The sequence below is a fragment of the Streptomyces sp. NBRC 110035 genome (genome assembly GCF_000829695.1).
GTDB lineage: Bacteria > Actinomycetota > Actinomycetes > Streptomycetales > Streptomycetaceae > Streptomyces.
Map to the genome: position 1 here is coordinate 1 of NZ_BBNN01000055.1, position 17,628 is coordinate 17,628.

Genomic DNA, 17,628 nt, shown 5'->3' on the forward strand with positions numbered 1-17,628 from the left:
GCCCTTCTCCCGAGCCGCGACCAGGACGCCGTCCAGCACCCGCAGCCCGGCGTCAGCCTCCACCAGCCGATCCCGGAACTCCGACAGTACCGAGAAGTCGGACCCCGGATCGCCGAGCTGGAGGCCGAGCGCGTACTTGAAGTCGATCCTGGCCCGGACCGCTTCCGCGGCCTGCCGGTCGGTGAGCCCTTCGACGGACTGCAACACCGGTACCAGCGCGAGCCGACCCGGTGACCAGGCAGGCCTGCCCCGCGTCGGGAACAGGTCCACGGACTCCTCGTCCGTGAACAGTGACCCCGGTTCGTCCCGCACCCGGATCGCCGGACTCCCGTTCGGGAACGCGGCCCGCGCCACCCGCACCGTCTCCGCCGGGATCTCCCCAGACCCCTTCGGCTGCATCGACATCCGCACCCACCCCAAACGACAACGTCGGCCTTCAAGACCACAACCGGGTCTCGAAGGCCGACGTCACGCCAGGCCCCGGATCAACCGACAGCATCCCGTCTCAGGATCCGGGGCCCCGTACGGCGGGGATCAGCCCAGTTTCGGTGCCACCGGCACATTGCAGCGCAGAGTGAAGGAGTGCCCGGACGGATCGGCGTAGCCGCGTTCCTCCAAGGGGCCCGTGGCGTCCTTGGTCTCCACCGGGCGTCCGCCGAGGCCCACGATCCGGCGTTCCGCGGCGTCCAGGTCGTCGACCTCGAACTCCAGGTGCACCTGGAGCGAGTTCTCGGGGCGCGGCCAGCTCGGCGCAGTGGCGTTGGCGTCCCGGCGCAGTGCCAGCCGGAAACCGTCGGCGGCCCGGATCTCGACCCGGTTGGCGTTGGCGTTCGCCACCTCCGCAGCCAGCAACTCACGGTAGAACTCGGCGAGTTTCTCGGGCTCGGCGCAGTCGAGCACCACCACTCCCGCAGGCACGGTCGACATGTCTCCTCCACAGGGTCCGTCCACGGGTCGGGGCGGCTCCCCGGCCTGTACTGGGCGCCTTTCCCCGTTCCGGGGATTCAATCAGCGGCAAGTCCACTGACTTCTGCGGTGTTTGATGCGACATGTGCCTCAAGTGGCTTGTTGCATAACGGATATCACGACAACCAATCGGTGTAGATCATCTAGGATCTGGGCATCCTCGTTCCGCTTGCCGGTTCAACCTTCGTACCGTGTAGCCGAGTTCGAGGGTGCGGGCCGTCTCCGCGACGGCCCGCCCGCAGGGCGGGGGGACTCTGCGTTCCGTCTCCCGAAAGGAAGCACATGTCTCAGGACGTCCGGTTCGACCTCCCCTTCAACACCCCGGTCGGCGAGCATCTGGAGTACGCGCGGGCGCGTCATCTGCGCTGGGTGTGGGACATGGGGCTGGTGCGCAGCCGGGCCGGTTTCGACGAGTACCGCTCCTGGGACCTGCCGCAGGCCGCCGCCCGCACCTATCCGTACGCCTCGGCCGAGGACATGGTCGTCCTGATGAACTGGTTCTCACTGGCGTTCCTGTTCGACGACCAGTTCGACGCCGGGCGGCCGGACCGGGCGGACGTGATAGCCGACGTGGCGCGGGAGCTCATCGTCACCCCCCTGCGTCCGGCGGGGAGCACGCCCCGGATGGTCTGCCCGATCACGGTGGCCTGGGCGCAGGTCTGGGAGCGCCTCTCGCATGGCATGTCCCTGACTTGGCAGACCCGGTTCGCCGCGTCCTGGGGCCGGTTCCTGGTGGCCCACTGCGAGGAGGTCGACCTGGCGGCCCGCGGGCTCACCGGGACGCTCGGCCTCGACGAGTACGCCGTGTTCCGGCGCCGTACCGTCGGTATCCACCACAGCATCGACGCCGGTGAGCGCAGCCGCGGATTCGAGGTGCCCGCGCGGGTGATGGCCCACCCCCTGATGGAGCGGATGCGCGATCTGGCCGCTGACACCATCGGCTTCATGAACGACATCCACTCCTTCGAGCGGGAGCGGCGGCGCGGGGACGGCCACAACCTGATCGCGGTACTGCACCGGGAGCGCGGCTGCTCGTGGGAGGAGGCCGCGGCCGAGGCGTACCGCATGACGACCGCCTGCCTGGAGGAGTACCTGGAGCTGGAGGCACGGGTGCCCCGCATGTGCGACGAGCTCGGGCTCGACGCGGACGAGCGCGAGCGGGTGGACAAGGGCGTGCAGGCCATCCAGCACTGGATCGGGGGCAACTACGAGTGGGCTCTGACCAGCGGCCGGTACGCGGCGTCGAAGGAGGGCGCGGTGGCCAAGGCCGAGCAGGCGGGCCGCGGCTCGGTCGACGATCTGCTGACCGTGTGAGACGGCCGTGCCGCCCGGCCCCGCCTCGGGGCCGGGCGGCACGCCGGTCGCGGCGGCCGGTCACCATCGCCGCGGCGCCGCCCGGTGTCAGGTGGTGCCGAACTCGACCGGCAGACGGTCCAACCGGGTCTCCCAGGTGGAGGCGGTGGAGGACAGTTCGTCCGGCGGCACCGCAAGGCGCAGGTCCCGCAGCCGGTGCAGCAGCACGTCCACGGCGATCTCGATGATGGCCTGGCCGATGTTCTGGCCGGGGCATTCGTGCGGTCCCCCGCTGAACGCCAGGTGCGACTGGTTGCCCTGGACGGACACCCCGGTGTCCGGGCGGATCTCGGGGTCCTGGTTGCCCGCCGCGAGACCCAGGAGCAGCAGATCGCCCTCCCGCACCCGGTGCCCGCCGATCTCCAGGTCGCTGGTGGCGAACCGGCCCGGCAGTACCGCGAGCGGCGGGCTGTTCCACATGACCTCCTCGACCACCGCCGAGATGTTGAGCCGGCCGCTGATCAGCCCGGACAACCGCGCGGTGTCGGTGAGGACCAGCTGGAGCACCCGGGCGAGCAGGTTGCTGGTGGTGGTGTGCCCGGTGATCAGCACCAGGCGCAGATGGCTGACCACCTCGTCCTCGTCGAGCCCGGCGTGGTGGGCCAGCAGGGCGGTGGTGAGGTCGCTGCCGGGTTCGGACCGCTTGCGGACGACGAGCGCGCCGAGGATCTCCTGGATGCGTACGTCGTGCGTGAGGGCGTCCTCGCCGCCCTGGAGGACCTGGGCGCAGGATTCGACCAGATCGCGTCCCTCTGCCTCGGGCAGCCCCAGGACGCGGGTGATGACCAGCATCGGCAGGTACTCGGCGTAGTCGCTCACCAGGTCGGCGCGTCCGGTGTCCGCGAAGGCGTCGATCTCCTTGTTCGCGAAGTGCGTGGCGTGCCGGCGGATACCGCGGCCGGCGGCGGCCTGGAGCCCGTCGGTGACGGCTCCGCGCAGCCTGCGGTGCGGCTCGCCGTCCTGGGAGACGCAGTCTGGGCGCCAGCCGAGCATCGGGACGAGCGGTGAGGTGTCCGCGACGCGCCCCTCACGCCGGTCGCGCCAGATCCGGGCGTCCCGGGTGAACTGGCGGGGGTTGTCGAGGACCCGCCGGTTGTCCCGGTAGCCGAGCACCAGCCAGGCCGGCACGTCGCCCTCCAGGAGCACCGGCGCGACCGATCCGTGTTCCTTGCGCAGCCGCTCGTGGAGGCCGGCCGGGTCGGCGGCCAGGTCCGGCCCGTACAGCCGGGCGAGGTCAGCGCCGTGGTGGGCGACGGGGCAGCCTCGGGTGGCGCCGGGGTCATTCCCGGCCGGGTCGCTCACCGGGACTCCGCGGCCACGGCCGAGCGGTCCCGCAGATGGTGGATGAGGGTGACGAGCACGTCACGGCTGGCGGACCGGTCGCGTGCGTCGAAGGCCACGACCGGGATGTTCCCGGGAATGTCCAGGGCGTCCCGGATCTCGTCCACCGGATGGTCCTTGGAGTCGGGGAAGACGTTGAGGGCGATGACGAAGGGCACTTCCTGCCGTTCCATCTCCTCGATCGCGCGGAAGCTGGAGGCCAGCCTCCGGGTGTCGACCAGCACGACCGCGCCGAGCGCACCCTTGAACAGCCCGTTCCACAGGAACCAGAAGCGTTCCTGGCCGGGCGTGCCGAACAGGTACAGCACCAGGTTGTCGTTGATGCCGATCTTGCCGAAGTCCAGGCTGACGGTGGTCTCCGTCTTGTCGGCGACGCCCACGAGCCGGTCGACGTCGGCGCTGGCCTGGGTGAGGGTCTCCTCGGTGGTGAGCGGCTTGATGTCGCTGACCGACCGGACCATCGTGGTCTTCCCGGTACCGAACCCGCCGGCGATCATCACCTTCACCGAGCGGGTGTCCCCGGCCGTTTGCCGACCGGCCTGGTCAAAGCCTTTCAAGTCCACTGAGTACCTCCTCAAGGAGCGCGAGGTCGGGCCCGCGGCCGGCGTCGTGGGCCGGAACGGGGTCGCGGGCTTCGACGTGGCCTCCGTCCAGCAGGTCCGACAGCAGTACGGCGAGAATGTTGAACGGCAGCCCGAGGTGGGCGCCGAGTTCGGCCACGGAGAGCGGTTCACGGCAGCGCCGGACGATCTCCTCGTGCTCGTGCTGCATCCCCGGTAAGGGGGCCGAGCAGGAGACGACGAGGGTCGCCACGTCGAGACTCGACGCCGAACCGCCCGGTCCGCTGCGCCCCCCGGTGAGGACGTAGTAGCGCTCGAGACCGGACGGGTCCGACGGCCGTCGGGGAGCACTCATCCAGAGTGCTCCTCCAGGCGCACAGTGGTGCCGAGCAGCTCGCCCATTCTGCGGGCGAGGTCCCTCATCTGGTGTCCGAGCAGGCCTTGGTCCAGGCCCTCGCGGGCGAGGACGCCGAGGTAGGTTTCCACACCCGCACGGACCACGAACAGATGGCCGCCGTCCACCTCGATCATCGCCAGCCGCAGTTGCCCCGCGTGGGCGGGGAACTGTTCGGCGACCGGCTGGGCCAGTGCCTGCAGGCCGGCGACCACGGCCGCGAAGCGGTCCACGTCGTCGGGGTCCTCCGCCCCGAAGGAGGTGATGGCCTTGCCGTCGCTGGAGGCCACAAGGGCGAAGCGGATCTCCTGAATACTCTCGACGAGATCGCGGAGTGCCCAGCTCACGTCGTTTCCCTGGTGCGTCATGGGGTGTGGTCGCTCTCCTCGGTGCGGTACTTCGTGGACTCACGTCCTGTGGGGGTGTCACCGGCGGCCGCCTCGGGCGCCGCGCCGGTGTCGCGTTCTTCGGACCCATGTTCACCCGTGTCGCGGCCCGCCGTATCGCGCCCCGCGATGTCGCGGCCGGCGGTGGCGAAGGCGGCGAGTCCGGTGAAGGACGCGTCCGGGGGTACGGCGGTGACGGTGCTCCGGCCTCCGTGCCCGGCCCGTCCGGTCCGCGGTGGCTCGGCCTCGATCCGCCTGCTGCTGCGACGGCGGGGCAGTCCGCCGGGTGTGGTGTCCACCGCTCCGGCGGACTCGGGGAACGTGTCGGAGCCGGGTGCCTCGGCGGAGTCGGCCGGCCAGAGATCGGCCTCACCGTCGTCGGTGACCGCGGTCCACGGCAGAGCCGGTGCCCCGGCTCGGGTGCCCGCGGCAGGGGCGGGGGCGACGTCGGTGGCCGTGGGCAGCGGGCTGAAGTACGTGTGCGGTACGACGACCACCACCGAGGTGCCGAGCCAGGGCGAGTCGGCGAAGGTGACCCGGATGCCGTAGCGGCGGGCGAGGACGCCGACGACCCGCAGGCCGATGTTCGCGTCCTCGGTGATGCCGCCGATGCCCGCGCCGGGCGCGGTGCCCGCAAGGGCGTGCTCGGCCTCGCGCTTCTTCTCCTCGCTCAGGCCCTTGCCGGAGTCCTGGATCTCGATGCCGACGCCGTTCGGGACCTCCTTGCCGGAGACGACCACGGGCTCGGTGGGCGGTGAGTAGCGGGCCGCGTTGTCCAGCAGGTGAGCGAAGATCAGCGTGAGGTGGTCCACCAGGCCGCCGTCGACGCCGAGTTCGGGCAGCCGGCGCAGCTGGACGCGGTGGAAGTCCTTGATCCGGCCGATGCCGCCGCGCATCACGCTCAGCAGTCGCTGCGGCTCCTGCCACTGCCTGCCCGGCCGGTCCGAACCTCCGAGGACTCCGACACTGGCGGCGAGACAGTCGGCGGGGCCGATCTCCTGGTCGAGTTCCATCAGGGCCCGGGCGACGGCCGGGAGCCGGCCGTGCTCCCCCTGCATCTCGTGCAGTCGGCCACGGAGTTTGCTGGTCAGCACGTGGATGCGGTTGCCGATGCTGATGACGGCCTGCTCGGCGGAGGTGGAGCGGTCGAACTCCTCCTCGAGTGCCATCAGGGAGATCCGCAGGATTCTGCGCAGCTCTGTCTGGAGTTCCACACCGGCCGCGACGCACTGGGTGACGCTCGGCAGCAGGTCGTCGATGGCGTCGCCGGCGCGCAGCCGCTCGATCGCCTCGGGCAGCTGTGTGCCGGCGAGATGTGCCACCGCGGCGAGCTGGTGCGTCAGCCTCTCCTCCATGGCTTCGGCCTGCTCGACGAGCCGGGCCTCGTGGTGCCCTGCCTGCTCGGCGAGCCGGGCGTCGTGGCGCTCGGTCAGTTCGGTCAGCCGCGCCTCGAAGACCTGTTCCTGTTGCGCGAGTCGGCTCTCACAGGCCGTGTCCCGGTCGGCGAGAAGCCGTTCGTGCGCGGCCTTCTGCTCGGCGGACCTCTCCGCCTGGGCGGTGCGCTCGGCGGCGAAGTCCCTCTCCCGCCCCGCCGCCTGCTCCTGCCATTGCAGTGACTTCTGCGACTGCTCGACCTGCGCGGCACGGAGGGTCTCCTCGGTCCGGGACAGCCGGGTACGGGTGCGGAGCAGCAGCCGTACGCACAACACGCCGGTCGCGGTGGCGGCGGCGCCGGCGACGGCCACCGTTATCCGCTCCGAGCTCATGAACGTGGCGGCGATCGTCCCACTGCCCAGGCCCAGCGGCATCAGCCACCAGCTGTACCAGGCGACAGGAGGCCGCGCCGCCGGTGGCGGAGGGGCGAGTTCCATCTGCATCCTTCGAAGCAACACGATCAGACAGGGGGATGTGCAAGGGGATCGCACTCATGGGTACGTATCGCGAACCGACGCGGCGCGATCACTTCAACTCGCAGCGTTGACAAGGAGCTTATCGGTTCCAACCGCAAAAGGATCAAGTTCGGAAGGCGGCGGAAGTGAAGGTTCCGTCACGCCGGGGAGAAGATGCCGTATCGACAAGTGGCTTGATCTGGCTGGGCAGTTGACTACCCAGACAGATCCTGGCCGTCCGGAGCCGTGCCACGCCACAATGGACCGGCCGGAGCCGGAAGGACTCGGTCGCAATTCGAAGACATATGACGATCAAACATGCCCACATCCCGGCACCTGGGGGTAACTTGCAGGGCAGGGAACGGCGTTGGGGGCCGATCCGTGTACGAAGCAGGCTGGAGGCGATGGCGTGGTGCGGCACCAACCTGCACCGCCGACCCGGTTTCTCCGCGTCCGTCAGGACCGGGGGCACACGGTGCTGGATTTCCGCGGCGAGATCGACATCGTGGCGGAGGTGGAGGTCGGCCCCCACCTGGACGCGGCGACCTCGGCCCCGGAGTGCCGCGTCGTGATCGATCTGACCCGGGTGGAGTTCCTCGACGCCTCCGGTCTTCGCCTGCTCTACCGTGCCCGGCAGCGGGTCCTGGAGCAGCACGGCAGGCTGCACCTGGTGTGCACGGACGCGCTGACCCTGCGTGTGCTGCGGATCACCGGCCTGGCCCGGCTGCTGCCTCCGCGACCGACCCTGGACGCGGCCCTGGACCAGCCCGAGGCCACGCCGGGACCGGTATGACGAGCAGCGGGCGGCAGGGCAGCCGGTGCTGCGCGGCCGGCGGTGCGTCGAACAGGTCGCTGACGGACTCACCGTTGTGAATGCGCCGTACCGCCTCGGCGAGCGCCGGGGCGATGGACAGGACCCTCAGCTTGTCCGTGTGCTCCCCGGCGGGCACCGGGACCGTGTCGATGCACACGATCTCCAGTACGTCGGGCTGCTCGCTCAGCCGCTTGAGCGCCCCGGCCGCGAACAGGCCGTGGGTGCAGGCCACTCGGATCGAGCGAGGGCCCAGTTCCCTCAGCCGGTCGAGCAGTTCGAGCACCGTGCTGCCCTTGGCGATCTCGTCGTCCGGAACGACGACGTCCCGCCCGGCGATCTCACCGATGACGGAACTGATCCGCACCCGGTCGTCGGCGAACCGCTGCTTCGCCCCGGCCGCGACCTGCGCTCCGACGAGACGGGCGAACGCCGCCGCCTCCTTCGCGTTGCCCAGGTCGGGTGAGACGACGGTGGCGCGGCTGAGCTCGTACTGCCGGAAGTGCGAAGCGAGTTCACGCAGTGCGTGCAGATGGTCGACGGGCACCGAGAAGAACCCGCGCACCTGCGGCGCGTGCAGGGTCATCGCCAGGACACGGCTCGCTCCGGCCGCCACCAGGAGGTCCGCGACCAGTCGTCCGTTCATGGAGATGCGCGGCACGTCCTTCTTGTCGGAGCGGGCGTAGGAGTAGTGCGGCATCACGACGGTGATCCGGGAGGCGGACGCCCCACGGGCCGGGTCGCACATCAGGAGCAGTTCCACGAGGTGTTCCTGTACCGGTCTGACCAGCGGCTGCACCAGGAACACGTCGCGCTCGCGGCAGTTGGCCTGCAGTTGCACCTCCAGGGAGTCGTTGGCGAACCTGCTGCTCCGGACGGAGCTGAGCGGCACGCCGAGATGTGCACAGGCCTCCGCCGCCAGTTCCGGATGGGCGCTGCCGCTGAACACGGGGATGTCTCGCCCGGGTCGGCTCCTCGGATGATCATGTCGACCGGAAGGCTCATGCTACTGGCCCCGGGCCGCCGCGGGGCACCGTCCGGAGACCCCTTCGGCCATCGTTTCGACGACCCTTCCCATGCCTTCGGGCACTCCCGGCACACCGCGCGCCCCCACGTGCTCCGGCGGTGCCCTTCACCTCTCAACTCCCCTGCTTGTTCGGTGAAGTGAGGGGCATCCGGTCGGTAGGAAGGAGGGCCCTCACCATGACGACTCCCCTCAGGCGCATGCCGGGCTGGGCGAAGGCACTCACCGCGGTGGTGGTGGTGCTCGCCGTGCTCTTCGCGGGAATCCGGCTGAGCGTGCTGCCGGGTCTGAAGGACCTGTTCGGTACGGAGACCCACGACCGCTCCGGTCCCGCGCTGCTGGAGTCCATCCAGGACATCAGCCGGTACGACGCCGCGACCGGCAACTTCCAGGTCGTGGTTGACCTGGAGAAGGACACCAGGTTCCTGCCCGACGCGATCCGCGGCACCCGCACCCTGTACGTGGGCGCGGGCACCGTCGACGCCTATGTCGACCTAGGCAAGCTCGGCAAGGACGACGTGCAGGTCGATGAGGACCGTACGTCCGCCACCCTGCGGCTGCCGCACGCCCGCCTCGGCACTCCCGCGCTCGACCCGGAACGCTCCTACGCCGTCTCCAAGGAGCGCGGGCTGCTCGACCGTCTCGGCGACCTCTTCTCCGACAACCCCAACAGCGAACAGGCCGTGCAGAAGCTCGCGGTGCGGCACATCGGCGCCGCGGCGAAGGAGAGCGAACTGACCACCCGTGCCGAGAGCAACACCACGGGGATGCTCGAAGGCCTGCTGCGCTCCCTGGGGTTCACGAAGGTGGACGTCGCCTACGGCGACTGACCGGCAGGGGCGTCCACACCGGCCGGACGTGAAGACGGCGGCGCGGGGCAACCGGCCTGTCCCATACATGACAGCAGTCGACGAGCGGAGAACGAAATGGCCCGTACAGCCTCACGCACGCGCTTCGGACGGCGCAGGAAACCGGGCAGCCCCCCGGCCGAACGCGGCACCGGCGGCAGGAGCGAACGGCGTCCGCTCCCGCTGCCGGTCCGGCTGCTGGTGATGCTCTGCGCCTTCGCGTTCATGGTCGTCTTCGCGGTGGCGCTGGCCCGGGTCACCCTGCAGCCCTCACCCGCCTCCGAGGCGTTGATCCACACCAATCTGCGTCCCGGCCGTTCCCTGCAGGCCTATCTGGACCAGCCCGCGCTGCGCGACGCCGTCCGCCAGGTCGGCGGCAACCTCCTGCTGGGTGTGCCCTTCGGCATCCTCACGCCGATGCTGGCGCCGCGCACCCGCGGATTCATGCAGGTGCTGCTGCTGACCGGGACCGTGATGCTGTTGGTCGAGTTCGCGCAGGGCGCGCTGATCACCGGCCGCGCCTTCGACATCGACGACGTCATCCTGAACACCAGCGGGGCGCTGATCGGCTATCTCCTGCTGGGACGCCGGCTCGGCCGGGCCGTGCACGCACGCAGGCCGAGGGACAAGAGCGCTCCGAAGAGGAGGAACAGCAGCACCGAGCCGGCCACCGGACCGAAGAGCACGCCGAAGAGCAGGACACCGAGCAAGCTGCGGAGTCTCGTAAAGGACAGGGCCCGGACCAAGGCGGGGACCGACGCGAAGTCCAGGACAAGGACAAAGGCGCAGGCATGACCCGGGCGGCGCCGCCGGCTCAGCGACAGCCGGCGTCCGCCGCAACGTCCGGACGTCTACCGGCGCAGGGTCCAGGTGTACTTGTCCCCGCCGACCCAGCGGACCACGTCCGGGTCGTCGAGATCATGGACGGTGATCCCGAACGCGGCGGCGGCCAGCAGCACGTCGGTGATGGTCCTGGCCTCGCCGATCACCTCTCCGTCGATCTCCACGATCCGGAACGGCGGCGTACCGGGCTGTACACCGAGCACCATGATCCGTGGATGGGCCATGTACGGGCTCACGCTTTCGGTCATGCATACGAGCGTAGAACGCAAACCGGACAAGCGCGGGTCACGCGCGGAGACACGGGACGCCGGGACAGTTCGGCCGGCGGGTCCTCGCGGGCGCCGTACCCGGGAGCACGTGGCGGCAGAGGCCTGTGGTGACGACGCACGCCGGTGGGTGAATCCGCACGCTGGTGGGCGACTGCTGCGGCAAGGCCTCGTCCGGTTGCTCTGCGAACCGTCGTGTCGCAGTGAAGCCGGCGCTCCGAGCCCCGTCGACGCTCAGCCCACGGTCAGGGCCGGTCTCCAGGAGCAGCACGACCTCGTGAGCGGGCAGTCCATGACGCGCACCCGCCACGGGGCCTCCCGGCTGCCCGGGCACACCGGCGGTCTCACCACCGGACACCGGACCCCCGTACGACGGCGACCGGACAGTGGGCGTGCTGCAGCAGGGCCTGGCTGACCGATCCGAGCAGCAAGCCGGCGAATCCGCCGCGGCCCCGGGCGCCGAGAACGAGCAGTCCGGCGTCCCTGCTCGCCTCGATGAGCGCCTCCCGTGCACCGCCCCGCACCACCTTGTGCTCGACCGTGACGCCCGGATACCTCTCACCGCGACCCGAGAGGGCCTCTGTCACCAGCCGCTCCTCGCTGTCCTCCAGCTCGCCCGGCGGGTTCGTGTACGGCATCGATTCGTCCTGCAGTGCGGGCAAGGACGCGTTCCACAGGGTCCAGGCGTGCAGTGCCGTCAGCGGCGCTCCCCGCAGCGCGGCTTCCGCGAAGGCGAACTCGACCGCCGCGTCGCCTGCCGGCGAGCCGTCGACGCCCACGAGGACCCGGCGGGCGGGACGCGGCTGCTCCCGCACCACCAGGACCGGGCAGCGGCTGTGCGTGGCCAGATGCACCGCCGTCGACCCCGCCAGCAACCCCACGAATCCCCCCAGCCCCCGGCTGCCGACCACGACCAGCGCGGCCTCGCGGGACTGGGCCTCCAGCACCGTCAGCGGCTCCCCCGTGACCACGGCATGGGTGACCTCCACCTCCGGCTCGGCGGAACGCGCACGCTCCACCGCCTCGGCCACCGTCCAGCCGACCAGGTCGCGCGGCCCGCCCTCGGCCGGGCCCAGCGGCGACGGACCGGGCCCGAACGGCGCATGCATCATCGGCCAGACAAACGCGTGCACCACCTTCAGCCCGCGCCCACGCAAACGCGCTTCACGAGCCGCGAGATCGACCGCTTCCAGACTCGGCGCCGAACCATCCACACCCACCACGACAGGCGCACTCACGGCGGACCTCCGATCCCCACACATCGCGCACGACAGGCGGCAGTCGCGGCCGGCAGCCCTTCCGCCCTCTCACCACATTTGCTCAGACTCGCTCGTCACGCCAACGCTGCGCCATGTCCACCGGGCCCGCGGGACCGGTGACGGCGGCACGCCTTGGGCACCGCACGGCGCGAGGAGACCCGCCGTGCCCACTCCCCGGCAGCTCAGGGCGGCCATGCGCAGATGCCGGATGTGCTGCGGCAGGTGCGGAGGACGTGGAGGGACGGCGACCGGGCAGGCCGTCTCACGGGCGGGGGCGGTCCGCCGGATCGCCCGGCCGGCTTCGACGAGACCGAGCAGCCCGCGCCGGAACCCGGCCGGGTGGCCACCGGGCCCCGAAGTCTCGTTGGAGTCCGTGGAGCATCACCTGTCCAGCAAGGTGGCTCCACCGGACCCGGAGCACATCGGAGCCTCCATCGGCCCTAGAGCGGTTCAGCCGGAACGGCGCCTCCGTTCGCCCACCACGTCGTGTCGGCAGGCACACCGGCGAGCGGGCCGGGCGAGTGACGCACATCACTGCAAATCCGGAGCAAAGGGGCGGGACACCTGGAACACATCGGGGCCGGCCTCCGTTGAAGAGGACGTGGGTGCGGAAGAAATCGTGCCCCCGGGCCACGTCTTCCGCCCACGGGAACGACCGCCCGGCTGAAGCCCTGTGGAGCCTTCGCCACGAGGCGACCGCCTTCCGTACCCGCCATCGAGCCGCCCCGACCGCGATTCCCCCGTCGCGGTCGGGGCTTTCCCTGTGCCCGCTACGCGGAGGGCTCGTCCGGTACCGGCTGGTCGGGGTCGGCGGAGGCCGAGTGCGGCGCGCCCCGCCGGCCGGTCCCGGCCTCGTCCGTATCAGGGACGTCGGGTCGGCTCTCACCGGAATCGTCCCCGGTCTCCTCCGACGCGTCCTCGTCGACGCCCGGGGCGACCTCCCACGGGTCCTCGCCCTCGCCCACCTGCTGGTCGGGCAGGTCCCGGGGGACGCCCTGGCCGTTCTCCCCCGGCCCTTCGTGGCGGTGGTCGGTCACGGCACGCTCCCTTCTTCCCTGCTCACTACGTTCGTACGCGTGTCCCGCCGGGTACCGCCGCGGCACCCGGCGAAACGCTCAGTGCGGCGTCCGTTCCCGCAGGGCTCTGCGCCAGGCGGGGGGCGGGGACTGCGGGTCCGGATCGGGGCGGCGTCCACCGCGGGCGAAGAAGTCGGCGAGCGGCAGGATCGCGGCACCGACGGTGACGGCGTCGGGGCCGAGGCTGCCCAGCTCGATCGTCACGTTCCCGGCGGGATGGCGCAGCGCGTACGACAGGGCGTGCCTGCGGACGGCCGGCAGGAAGCGGGAGCCGAGCTGGAGGCCGGCCCAGCCGCCCACGAGAATGCGTTCGGGCTGGAAGAGGTTGATCAGGTCGGACAGGCCGGCGCCCAGGTACTCGGCGGTCTCCTCCAGCACACCGAGCGCGACCGGGTCCGCGGTGGTGCCGTCGGGAGGGTAGGCGGCTGCGAGCATCGCGGTCAGCGCCGTCTCCTCGTCGGCGCCACCGGGAACCGGACCGCCCTCCTCCCGCCACCGGGCGAGCAGCGACTCGGCGCCCGCGTAGGCCTCCAGGCAGCCGAGCGCACCGCAGCGGCAGCGCCGTCCGCGGACCCGTACGGTCAGGTGCCCCCACTCGACCGCGCGGCCGTGCTCCGCCTCCGGAGTGACGAGGCAGGCACCGACACCGGAACCGAAGAGCACGACGAGGGCGTTGCGCGCCCCGCGTCCCGCCCCGAACCACATCTCGGCCTGGCCGAGGGTCCTGGCTCCGTTGTCGATGAAGTAGGGGACGCTGTCGGGCAGGGGGGAGCCGCCGCGCAGCAGGGACTCCAGCTCGACGGCGTCCCATCCGATGGTCTGCCCGTGCACGACGGCGCCCCGGTCCGGGGTGCGCTCGACGATGCCGGGGACGCCTATGCCGACACCGAGCAGCCGCTCGGGGGCGAGACCGGCGGCGGCGAGCACCTCGGCGATTCCGGCACGGATGTGGTCGACGATGACGTCGACCTCGTAGCGCTGCTGCTCCAGCGGGCGCTCGGCGCGGGCGAGTTCGGTGAGGGTCAGATCGAACAGTTCGACGCGGACCCGGGTCTCGCCGACGTCGACGCCGATCATGTGGCCGCTGACCGGCGCCACCCGCAGCAGGGTGCGCGGACGGCCGCCGTCGGAGTCGACACTGCCGGCCTCCTCGACCAGGCCGTCACCCATCAGGTCGGCGACGACATTGCTCACCGAGCCGGAGCTGAGCCCGGTCGCCGGGCCGAGTTCGAAGCGGCTGAGCGGTCCGTCGAAGTAGAGCCTCTGCAGCACGGCCGTACGGTTGGCCCGCCTGAGGTCGCGTACCGTGCGCCCGTTCCGCCCCGTCATCCGGCCACTCCTCCCGAGCCCCTGCCCGACCCGCAACATACCGCCGGGAGCCACCCCGGCGCGACTTCCCCGCACCCTTATTCAATGGGGTGAACTAAAGCCGGGACGGTCCGGGACGGCCGGTGCCCGACCGGACCGTCCCGGCGCTCCCGGGAAAACGGTTGGCTCGGGCACCTTTCGATTCCTTACCGTGGGACGGAAACCCGGGTCCTCCCGGTTTCGCAGGCCGCACCAGCAGAACGCCGGAGACCCCCCATGAAATCACTCACCGAACAGGACATCCGCGGTTCCTTCGTCAATTGCTCGAAGGGTGAGGCCAAGCGCCTGTTCGTGCCCCGCGACCTCGGGGAGCTCGCCTGGGACGATCTGGACTTCCTCGGCTGGCGGGATCCGGGGGCGCCCGACCGCAGTTACCTGGTCACCGAGCGCGCGGACCAGGGACGTCCGGTCGGGGTGGCGCTGCGGTTCCAGCCCGCGCGGCGCGGCTTCCTGCACCGCAGCATGTGCTCGCTGTGCCTGACCACCCATCCGCGCGGAGGCGTCTCCCTGATGACCGCGCGGAGGGCGGGCGCCGCCGGGCGCGAGGGCAACTCGGTGGGTGCCTACATGTGCACCGACCTCGCCTGTTCCCTCTATCTGCGCGACAGGAAGGTGCCGGATTCGGGGATGCGGATCGAGGAGTCCCTCACCCTGGAGGAGCAGATCGCCCGCACCCTGGGGAATCTGTACGGCTTCCTCGACAAGGTGTGACGTCCCGGCGGCGCCGGCGTGCCGTCGGTCCGTGAACGTCCCTCCGGGGACGTCTGCGGGTGCGTCCCCGGGCATCGTCGTTTCCCCCGGGTGGCCGTGGTACCCGCCGAAGACGTTCGGCACTTCCGGTGAGAGGGAAGCGTCGAAGGATGCGAGTGGTACGTGAGTGGACGGCACGGGTCAGAGAGTTCGTCAGGCAGCGCCGGGATCCGGTGGCCGTGCAGACGACCCGCTCGGCGGCCGCGGCGACGGTCGCGTACGTCATCGCACTGCGGCTCAGTCCGGAGGCCGCCCCGCTCACGGCGCCACTGACGGCGCTGCTCGTCGTCCAGGTCACGCTGTACTCCACGCTCACCACCGGCTTCCGCCGGGTGAACGCGGTGGTGGCCGGGGTGGTCGTCGCCATCCTCTTCAGTCTTCTGGTGGGCCTGACCTGGTGGAGTCTGGGCCTGCTGATCCTGGCGTCGCTGATCGTCGGACGGATCGTGCGCGTGCACGAGTTCGTTCCCGAGGTGGCGATCAGCGCGATGCTGGTGCTCGGTGTGACGTCGGTCGGGGACATGGCGTGGGCGCGCATCCTGGAGACAGTGATCGGCGCCGTCGTCGGACTCTCCTTCAACCTGCTCCTGGCCCCGCCGGTATGGGTGGAGGAGGCCGGTGAGTCGATCGAGGGGCTGGCCCGGCGGGTGCGGCAGCTGATGCTGCGCCTGGGCGAGCAGGCCGCCGCGCGCACGCCCCACCACGAAGCGGCGGCCCGGCTGCACGAGGCCCGCCGGCTCGATCACGACATCTCCGAGGTGGACGCGGACCTCCGGCAGGCCGAGGACAGCCTGCGGCTCAACCCGCGGGTTCGCGAGGGCCTGCTGAACCGGATCGTGCTGCGCACCGGACTGGACACCCTCGAGATCTGCACGGTCGTGCTGCGGGTGCTCGCGCGCACCCTCACCGACCTCGCGAAGGAACGCGAGCCGGGCCCACTGTTCCAGCCGGAGACGGGCGCCCTCGTCGAGCAGCTGCTGTCCGAGACCTCCGACGCGGTGGTCAGCTTCGCGGTGCTGGTCACGTCGAGCGTCAGTGAGAGCGCGGAGTCCGCGGAGGACCGGCTCATCGCCGAACTGCGGCAGGCCGCCACCACCCGCCACCGGCTGGCCCGGATGCTGCTGGAGGACGTGCGCGCGGACTCCCGGCAGTGGCAGCTGTACGGCGCGCTGCTGGCCGAGGCGGACCGCATCCTGGACGAGATGGACACCGAGCACCGTTCGCACCGGCTGATGGAGGAGCTGGACCGGCACACGCGTGAACAGCGGGAGCGCCTGCCGCGGATCACCCGGACGCGGGACCGGCTGCGCGTTCCCGGCCTGCCGCGCCGGAACCGCCGGGGCGGCTTCGGGCGTTCTCAGTGAGGGAAGCCGGCGGCGGACGGGTACGCCGTGGGCACGAGCACACGAAGGGGGCGCGCGGATGACCGACACCGGCGTACGGATCGACGGGAACACCTTGCGGCTGCCGGGCGGGGCGGCGGTGCGGTTCGTCCGTACGCTGCGGCTGCCCGAGACGGGGACGCACGCCCTGCCGCCGGGTCTGGGCGAGTTCCCGGTGCGGCGGGTCGCGGACTACGCGGACTCGGTGCCCGGGGCCTGGCGGGCGCGCGGCGGTGTGATGCTGCCGGTGTATCTGCGCGAGGCGATGTGGCTGAGCTTCGCGGGGACGAGTGAACCGGCCGCGCTGCAGGTGGGGGTCGGCAAGGTGTGCGCGGTCTCGGGACGCCCGTGGAGCGACCGCCTGGCCCGCTCGCCGCAGAACTACGTGGTGGTGCCCCGTCAGCGCTGGCTGGACGGGATCAACTCCGGCAAGGGCACGGTCCGCCAGTTCGTGGCCGTGCCGCTGGGCCTGGGCGCGACGGTGGAGGGGCAGGTCACGGGCGAGGAGGTGTGGGGCGGCGTCCAGCTGCAGTCCTTCGCGCTGAACGCGGACGCGCTGGCCCGGTGGCGCCGGGCGGAGCAGGAGCGGCTGGAGCGGCAGCGGGCGGAGCAGGCGGCCCGGCCGCCGGCCCACAGCGGGGGGTACGGTGTCGCGCGCGCCGCGGCGGCGCCCGCCCCGGGCGGGGCCCCCGCGGCGTTCCGCGGCGCGCCCCGGCCCGCCGCGGCGATGGGTCTCGGGGCAGGCGGCTCCCTGCGCCAGGAGGTCCACCAGGACGAACGGCCGCTGACGGACTGGTCCGAGCAGCCCTCGGGGCGCGTGTTCGTCCACCTGGTGACGCCTCCCGAGTGGCGGCGCATCACGGGCGGGGCCCCGCCTCCGTCCCCGGTGGACCGGGCCGCCTACACCCGGGCGGGACTTCCCTGGTTCGACTACTACGACCAGGACGCGCAGGACCTGGAGCCGGCCGGCCCGCTCCAGTCGGTGAAGCCGGTCGGCGACTGGCTCGGGGACGACCACGAGCCCTGGCAGCCCCCGTCGCCGCACCAGGTGAAGCAGCTCGGGGACGCGCCGGGCCAGCCGGTGAAGGACGGTGACTGGTAGCCGGAGGGCG

The 17,628-nt window shown here is 71.5% G+C and carries 17 protein-coding genes and 2 pseudogenes; 7 read left to right on the plus strand and 12 right to left on the minus strand.

The genetic code is table 11. The features are described from left to right. Together TU30_RS30730 and TU30_RS30735 are read right to left on the minus strand one after the other, a co-directional pair. On the minus strand, positions 1-405 hold a 405-nt coding region (locus TU30_RS30730), incomplete at its 3' end, for a transposase (RefSeq protein ID WP_042176417.1). 129 nt (positions 406-534) lie between these two features. Then, positions 535-927 (minus strand): VOC family protein, encoded by a 393-nt coding sequence (locus TU30_RS30735; RefSeq protein WP_042176419.1) that lies wholly within the window; start codon positions 925-927, stop codon positions 535-537. Positions 928-1,248: 321 nt separating this feature from the next. Between TU30_RS30735 and TU30_RS30740 the strand changes: the two genes are divergently transcribed. Continuing rightward, positions 1,249-2,280 carry a 7-epi-alpha-eudesmol synthase gene (locus tag TU30_RS30740; RefSeq protein ID WP_042176421.1) on the plus strand — a complete coding sequence of 344 codons (1,032 nt, stop codon included), beginning with the start codon at positions 1,249-1,251 and terminating at the stop codon, positions 2,278-2,280. 87 nt (positions 2,281-2,367) lie between these two features. Here the strand turns inward: TU30_RS30740 and TU30_RS30745 are convergent, their stop codons facing one another. The 5 genes from TU30_RS30745 to TU30_RS30765 are packed head-to-tail and all read right to left on the minus strand — an operon-like array spanning position 2,368 to position 6,871. Then, positions 2,368-3,621 (minus strand): cytochrome P450, encoded by a 1,254-nt coding sequence (locus tag TU30_RS30745; RefSeq protein WP_042176423.1) that lies wholly within the window; start codon positions 3,619-3,621, stop codon positions 2,368-2,370. Continuing rightward, entirely contained in the window at positions 3,618-4,223 is a 606-nt protein-coding gene (locus tag TU30_RS30750; RefSeq protein WP_042176425.1) for an ATP/GTP-binding protein, read from the minus strand. Before TU30_RS30750 ends, TU30_RS30745 begins: the two co-directional genes overlap by 4 nt. Further along, positions 4,204-4,575 (minus strand): DUF742 domain-containing protein, encoded by a 372-nt coding sequence (locus TU30_RS30755; RefSeq protein ID WP_042176428.1) that lies wholly within the window; start codon positions 4,573-4,575, stop codon positions 4,204-4,206. The genes TU30_RS30750 and TU30_RS30755 overlap by 20 nt, the downstream gene beginning before the upstream one ends. Continuing rightward, the gene (locus TU30_RS30760) at positions 4,572-4,982 is read right to left on the minus strand and encodes a roadblock/LC7 domain-containing protein (RefSeq protein ID WP_042176431.1); all 411 of its coding nucleotides are present in this window, start codon (positions 4,980-4,982) and stop codon (positions 4,572-4,574) included. The genes TU30_RS30755 and TU30_RS30760 overlap by 4 nt, the downstream gene beginning before the upstream one ends. After that, positions 4,979-6,871 carry an ATP-binding protein gene (locus tag TU30_RS30765; protein ID WP_042176434.1) on the minus strand — a complete coding sequence of 631 codons (1,893 nt, stop codon included), beginning with the start codon at positions 6,869-6,871 and terminating at the stop codon, positions 4,979-4,981. The genes TU30_RS30760 and TU30_RS30765 overlap by 4 nt, the downstream gene beginning before the upstream one ends. Before the next feature lie 430 nt (positions 6,872-7,301). Between TU30_RS30765 and TU30_RS30770 the strand changes: the two genes are divergently transcribed. Beyond that, positions 7,302-7,682: an anti-sigma factor antagonist gene (locus TU30_RS30770; protein ID WP_042176485.1), complete on the plus strand. Its 381-nt coding sequence runs from the start codon at positions 7,302-7,304 to the stop codon at positions 7,680-7,682. Positions 7,683-7,719: 37 nt separating this feature from the next. Here TU30_RS30770 and TU30_RS30775 read toward each other — a convergent pair. After that, positions 7,720-8,655: pseudogene (locus tag TU30_RS30775) on the minus strand (ribose-phosphate diphosphokinase); the annotation flags it as partial. Between the two features lie 248 nt (positions 8,656-8,903). Between TU30_RS30775 and TU30_RS30780 the strand changes: the two are divergent. Continuing rightward, a complete protein-coding gene (locus TU30_RS30780; RefSeq protein WP_042176436.1) occupies positions 8,904-9,554 on the plus strand; it encodes a DUF4230 domain-containing protein in 651 nt (216 codons plus the stop codon). 96 nt (positions 9,555-9,650) lie between these two features. After that, positions 9,651-10,199, plus strand: a pseudogene (locus TU30_RS30785) (VanZ family protein); the annotation flags it as partial. Positions 10,200-10,423: 224 nt separating this feature from the next. Here the strand turns inward: TU30_RS30785 and TU30_RS30790 are convergent. The 4 genes from TU30_RS30790 to TU30_RS30805 form a co-directional block, all read right to left on the minus strand. Next, a complete protein-coding gene (locus TU30_RS30790) occupies positions 10,424-10,663 on the minus strand; it encodes a hypothetical protein (protein ID WP_042176437.1) in 240 nt (79 codons plus the stop codon). A 362-nt stretch (positions 10,664-11,025) separates the two neighbouring features. Beyond that, positions 11,026-11,919: a universal stress protein gene (locus tag TU30_RS30795; protein ID WP_042176439.1), complete on the minus strand. Its 894-nt coding sequence runs from the start codon at positions 11,917-11,919 to the stop codon at positions 11,026-11,028. A 791-nt stretch (positions 11,920-12,710) separates the two neighbouring features. Continuing rightward, positions 12,711-12,977 carry a hypothetical protein gene (locus TU30_RS30800; RefSeq protein ID WP_042176442.1) on the minus strand — a complete coding sequence of 89 codons (267 nt, stop codon included), beginning with the start codon at positions 12,975-12,977 and terminating at the stop codon, positions 12,711-12,713. A gap of 78 nt (positions 12,978-13,055) precedes the next feature. Continuing rightward, positions 13,056-14,345 carry an ROK family transcriptional regulator gene (locus tag TU30_RS30805; RefSeq protein WP_042176444.1) on the minus strand — a complete coding sequence of 430 codons (1,290 nt, stop codon included), beginning with the start codon at positions 14,343-14,345 and terminating at the stop codon, positions 13,056-13,058. A 255-nt stretch (positions 14,346-14,600) separates the two neighbouring features. Here TU30_RS30805 and TU30_RS30810 point away from each other — a divergent pair, with 255 nt between their 5' ends. The 3 genes from TU30_RS30810 (at position 14,601) to TU30_RS30820 (ending at position 17,618) form a co-directional block, all read left to right on the plus strand. After that, positions 14,601-15,095 (plus strand): FBP domain-containing protein, encoded by a 495-nt coding sequence (locus tag TU30_RS30810; protein WP_042176446.1) that lies wholly within the window; start codon positions 14,601-14,603, stop codon positions 15,093-15,095. 149 nt (positions 15,096-15,244) lie between these two features. Further along, the gene (locus TU30_RS30815; protein ID WP_042176449.1) at positions 15,245-16,498 is read left to right on the plus strand and encodes an aromatic acid exporter family protein; all 1,254 of its coding nucleotides are present in this window, start codon (positions 15,245-15,247) and stop codon (positions 16,496-16,498) included. A 58-nt stretch (positions 16,499-16,556) separates the two neighbouring features. Further along, entirely contained in the window at positions 16,557-17,618 is a 1,062-nt protein-coding gene (locus tag TU30_RS30820; RefSeq protein ID WP_042176452.1) for a hypothetical protein, read from the plus strand. Positions 17,619-17,628 lie beyond the last annotated feature (10 nt).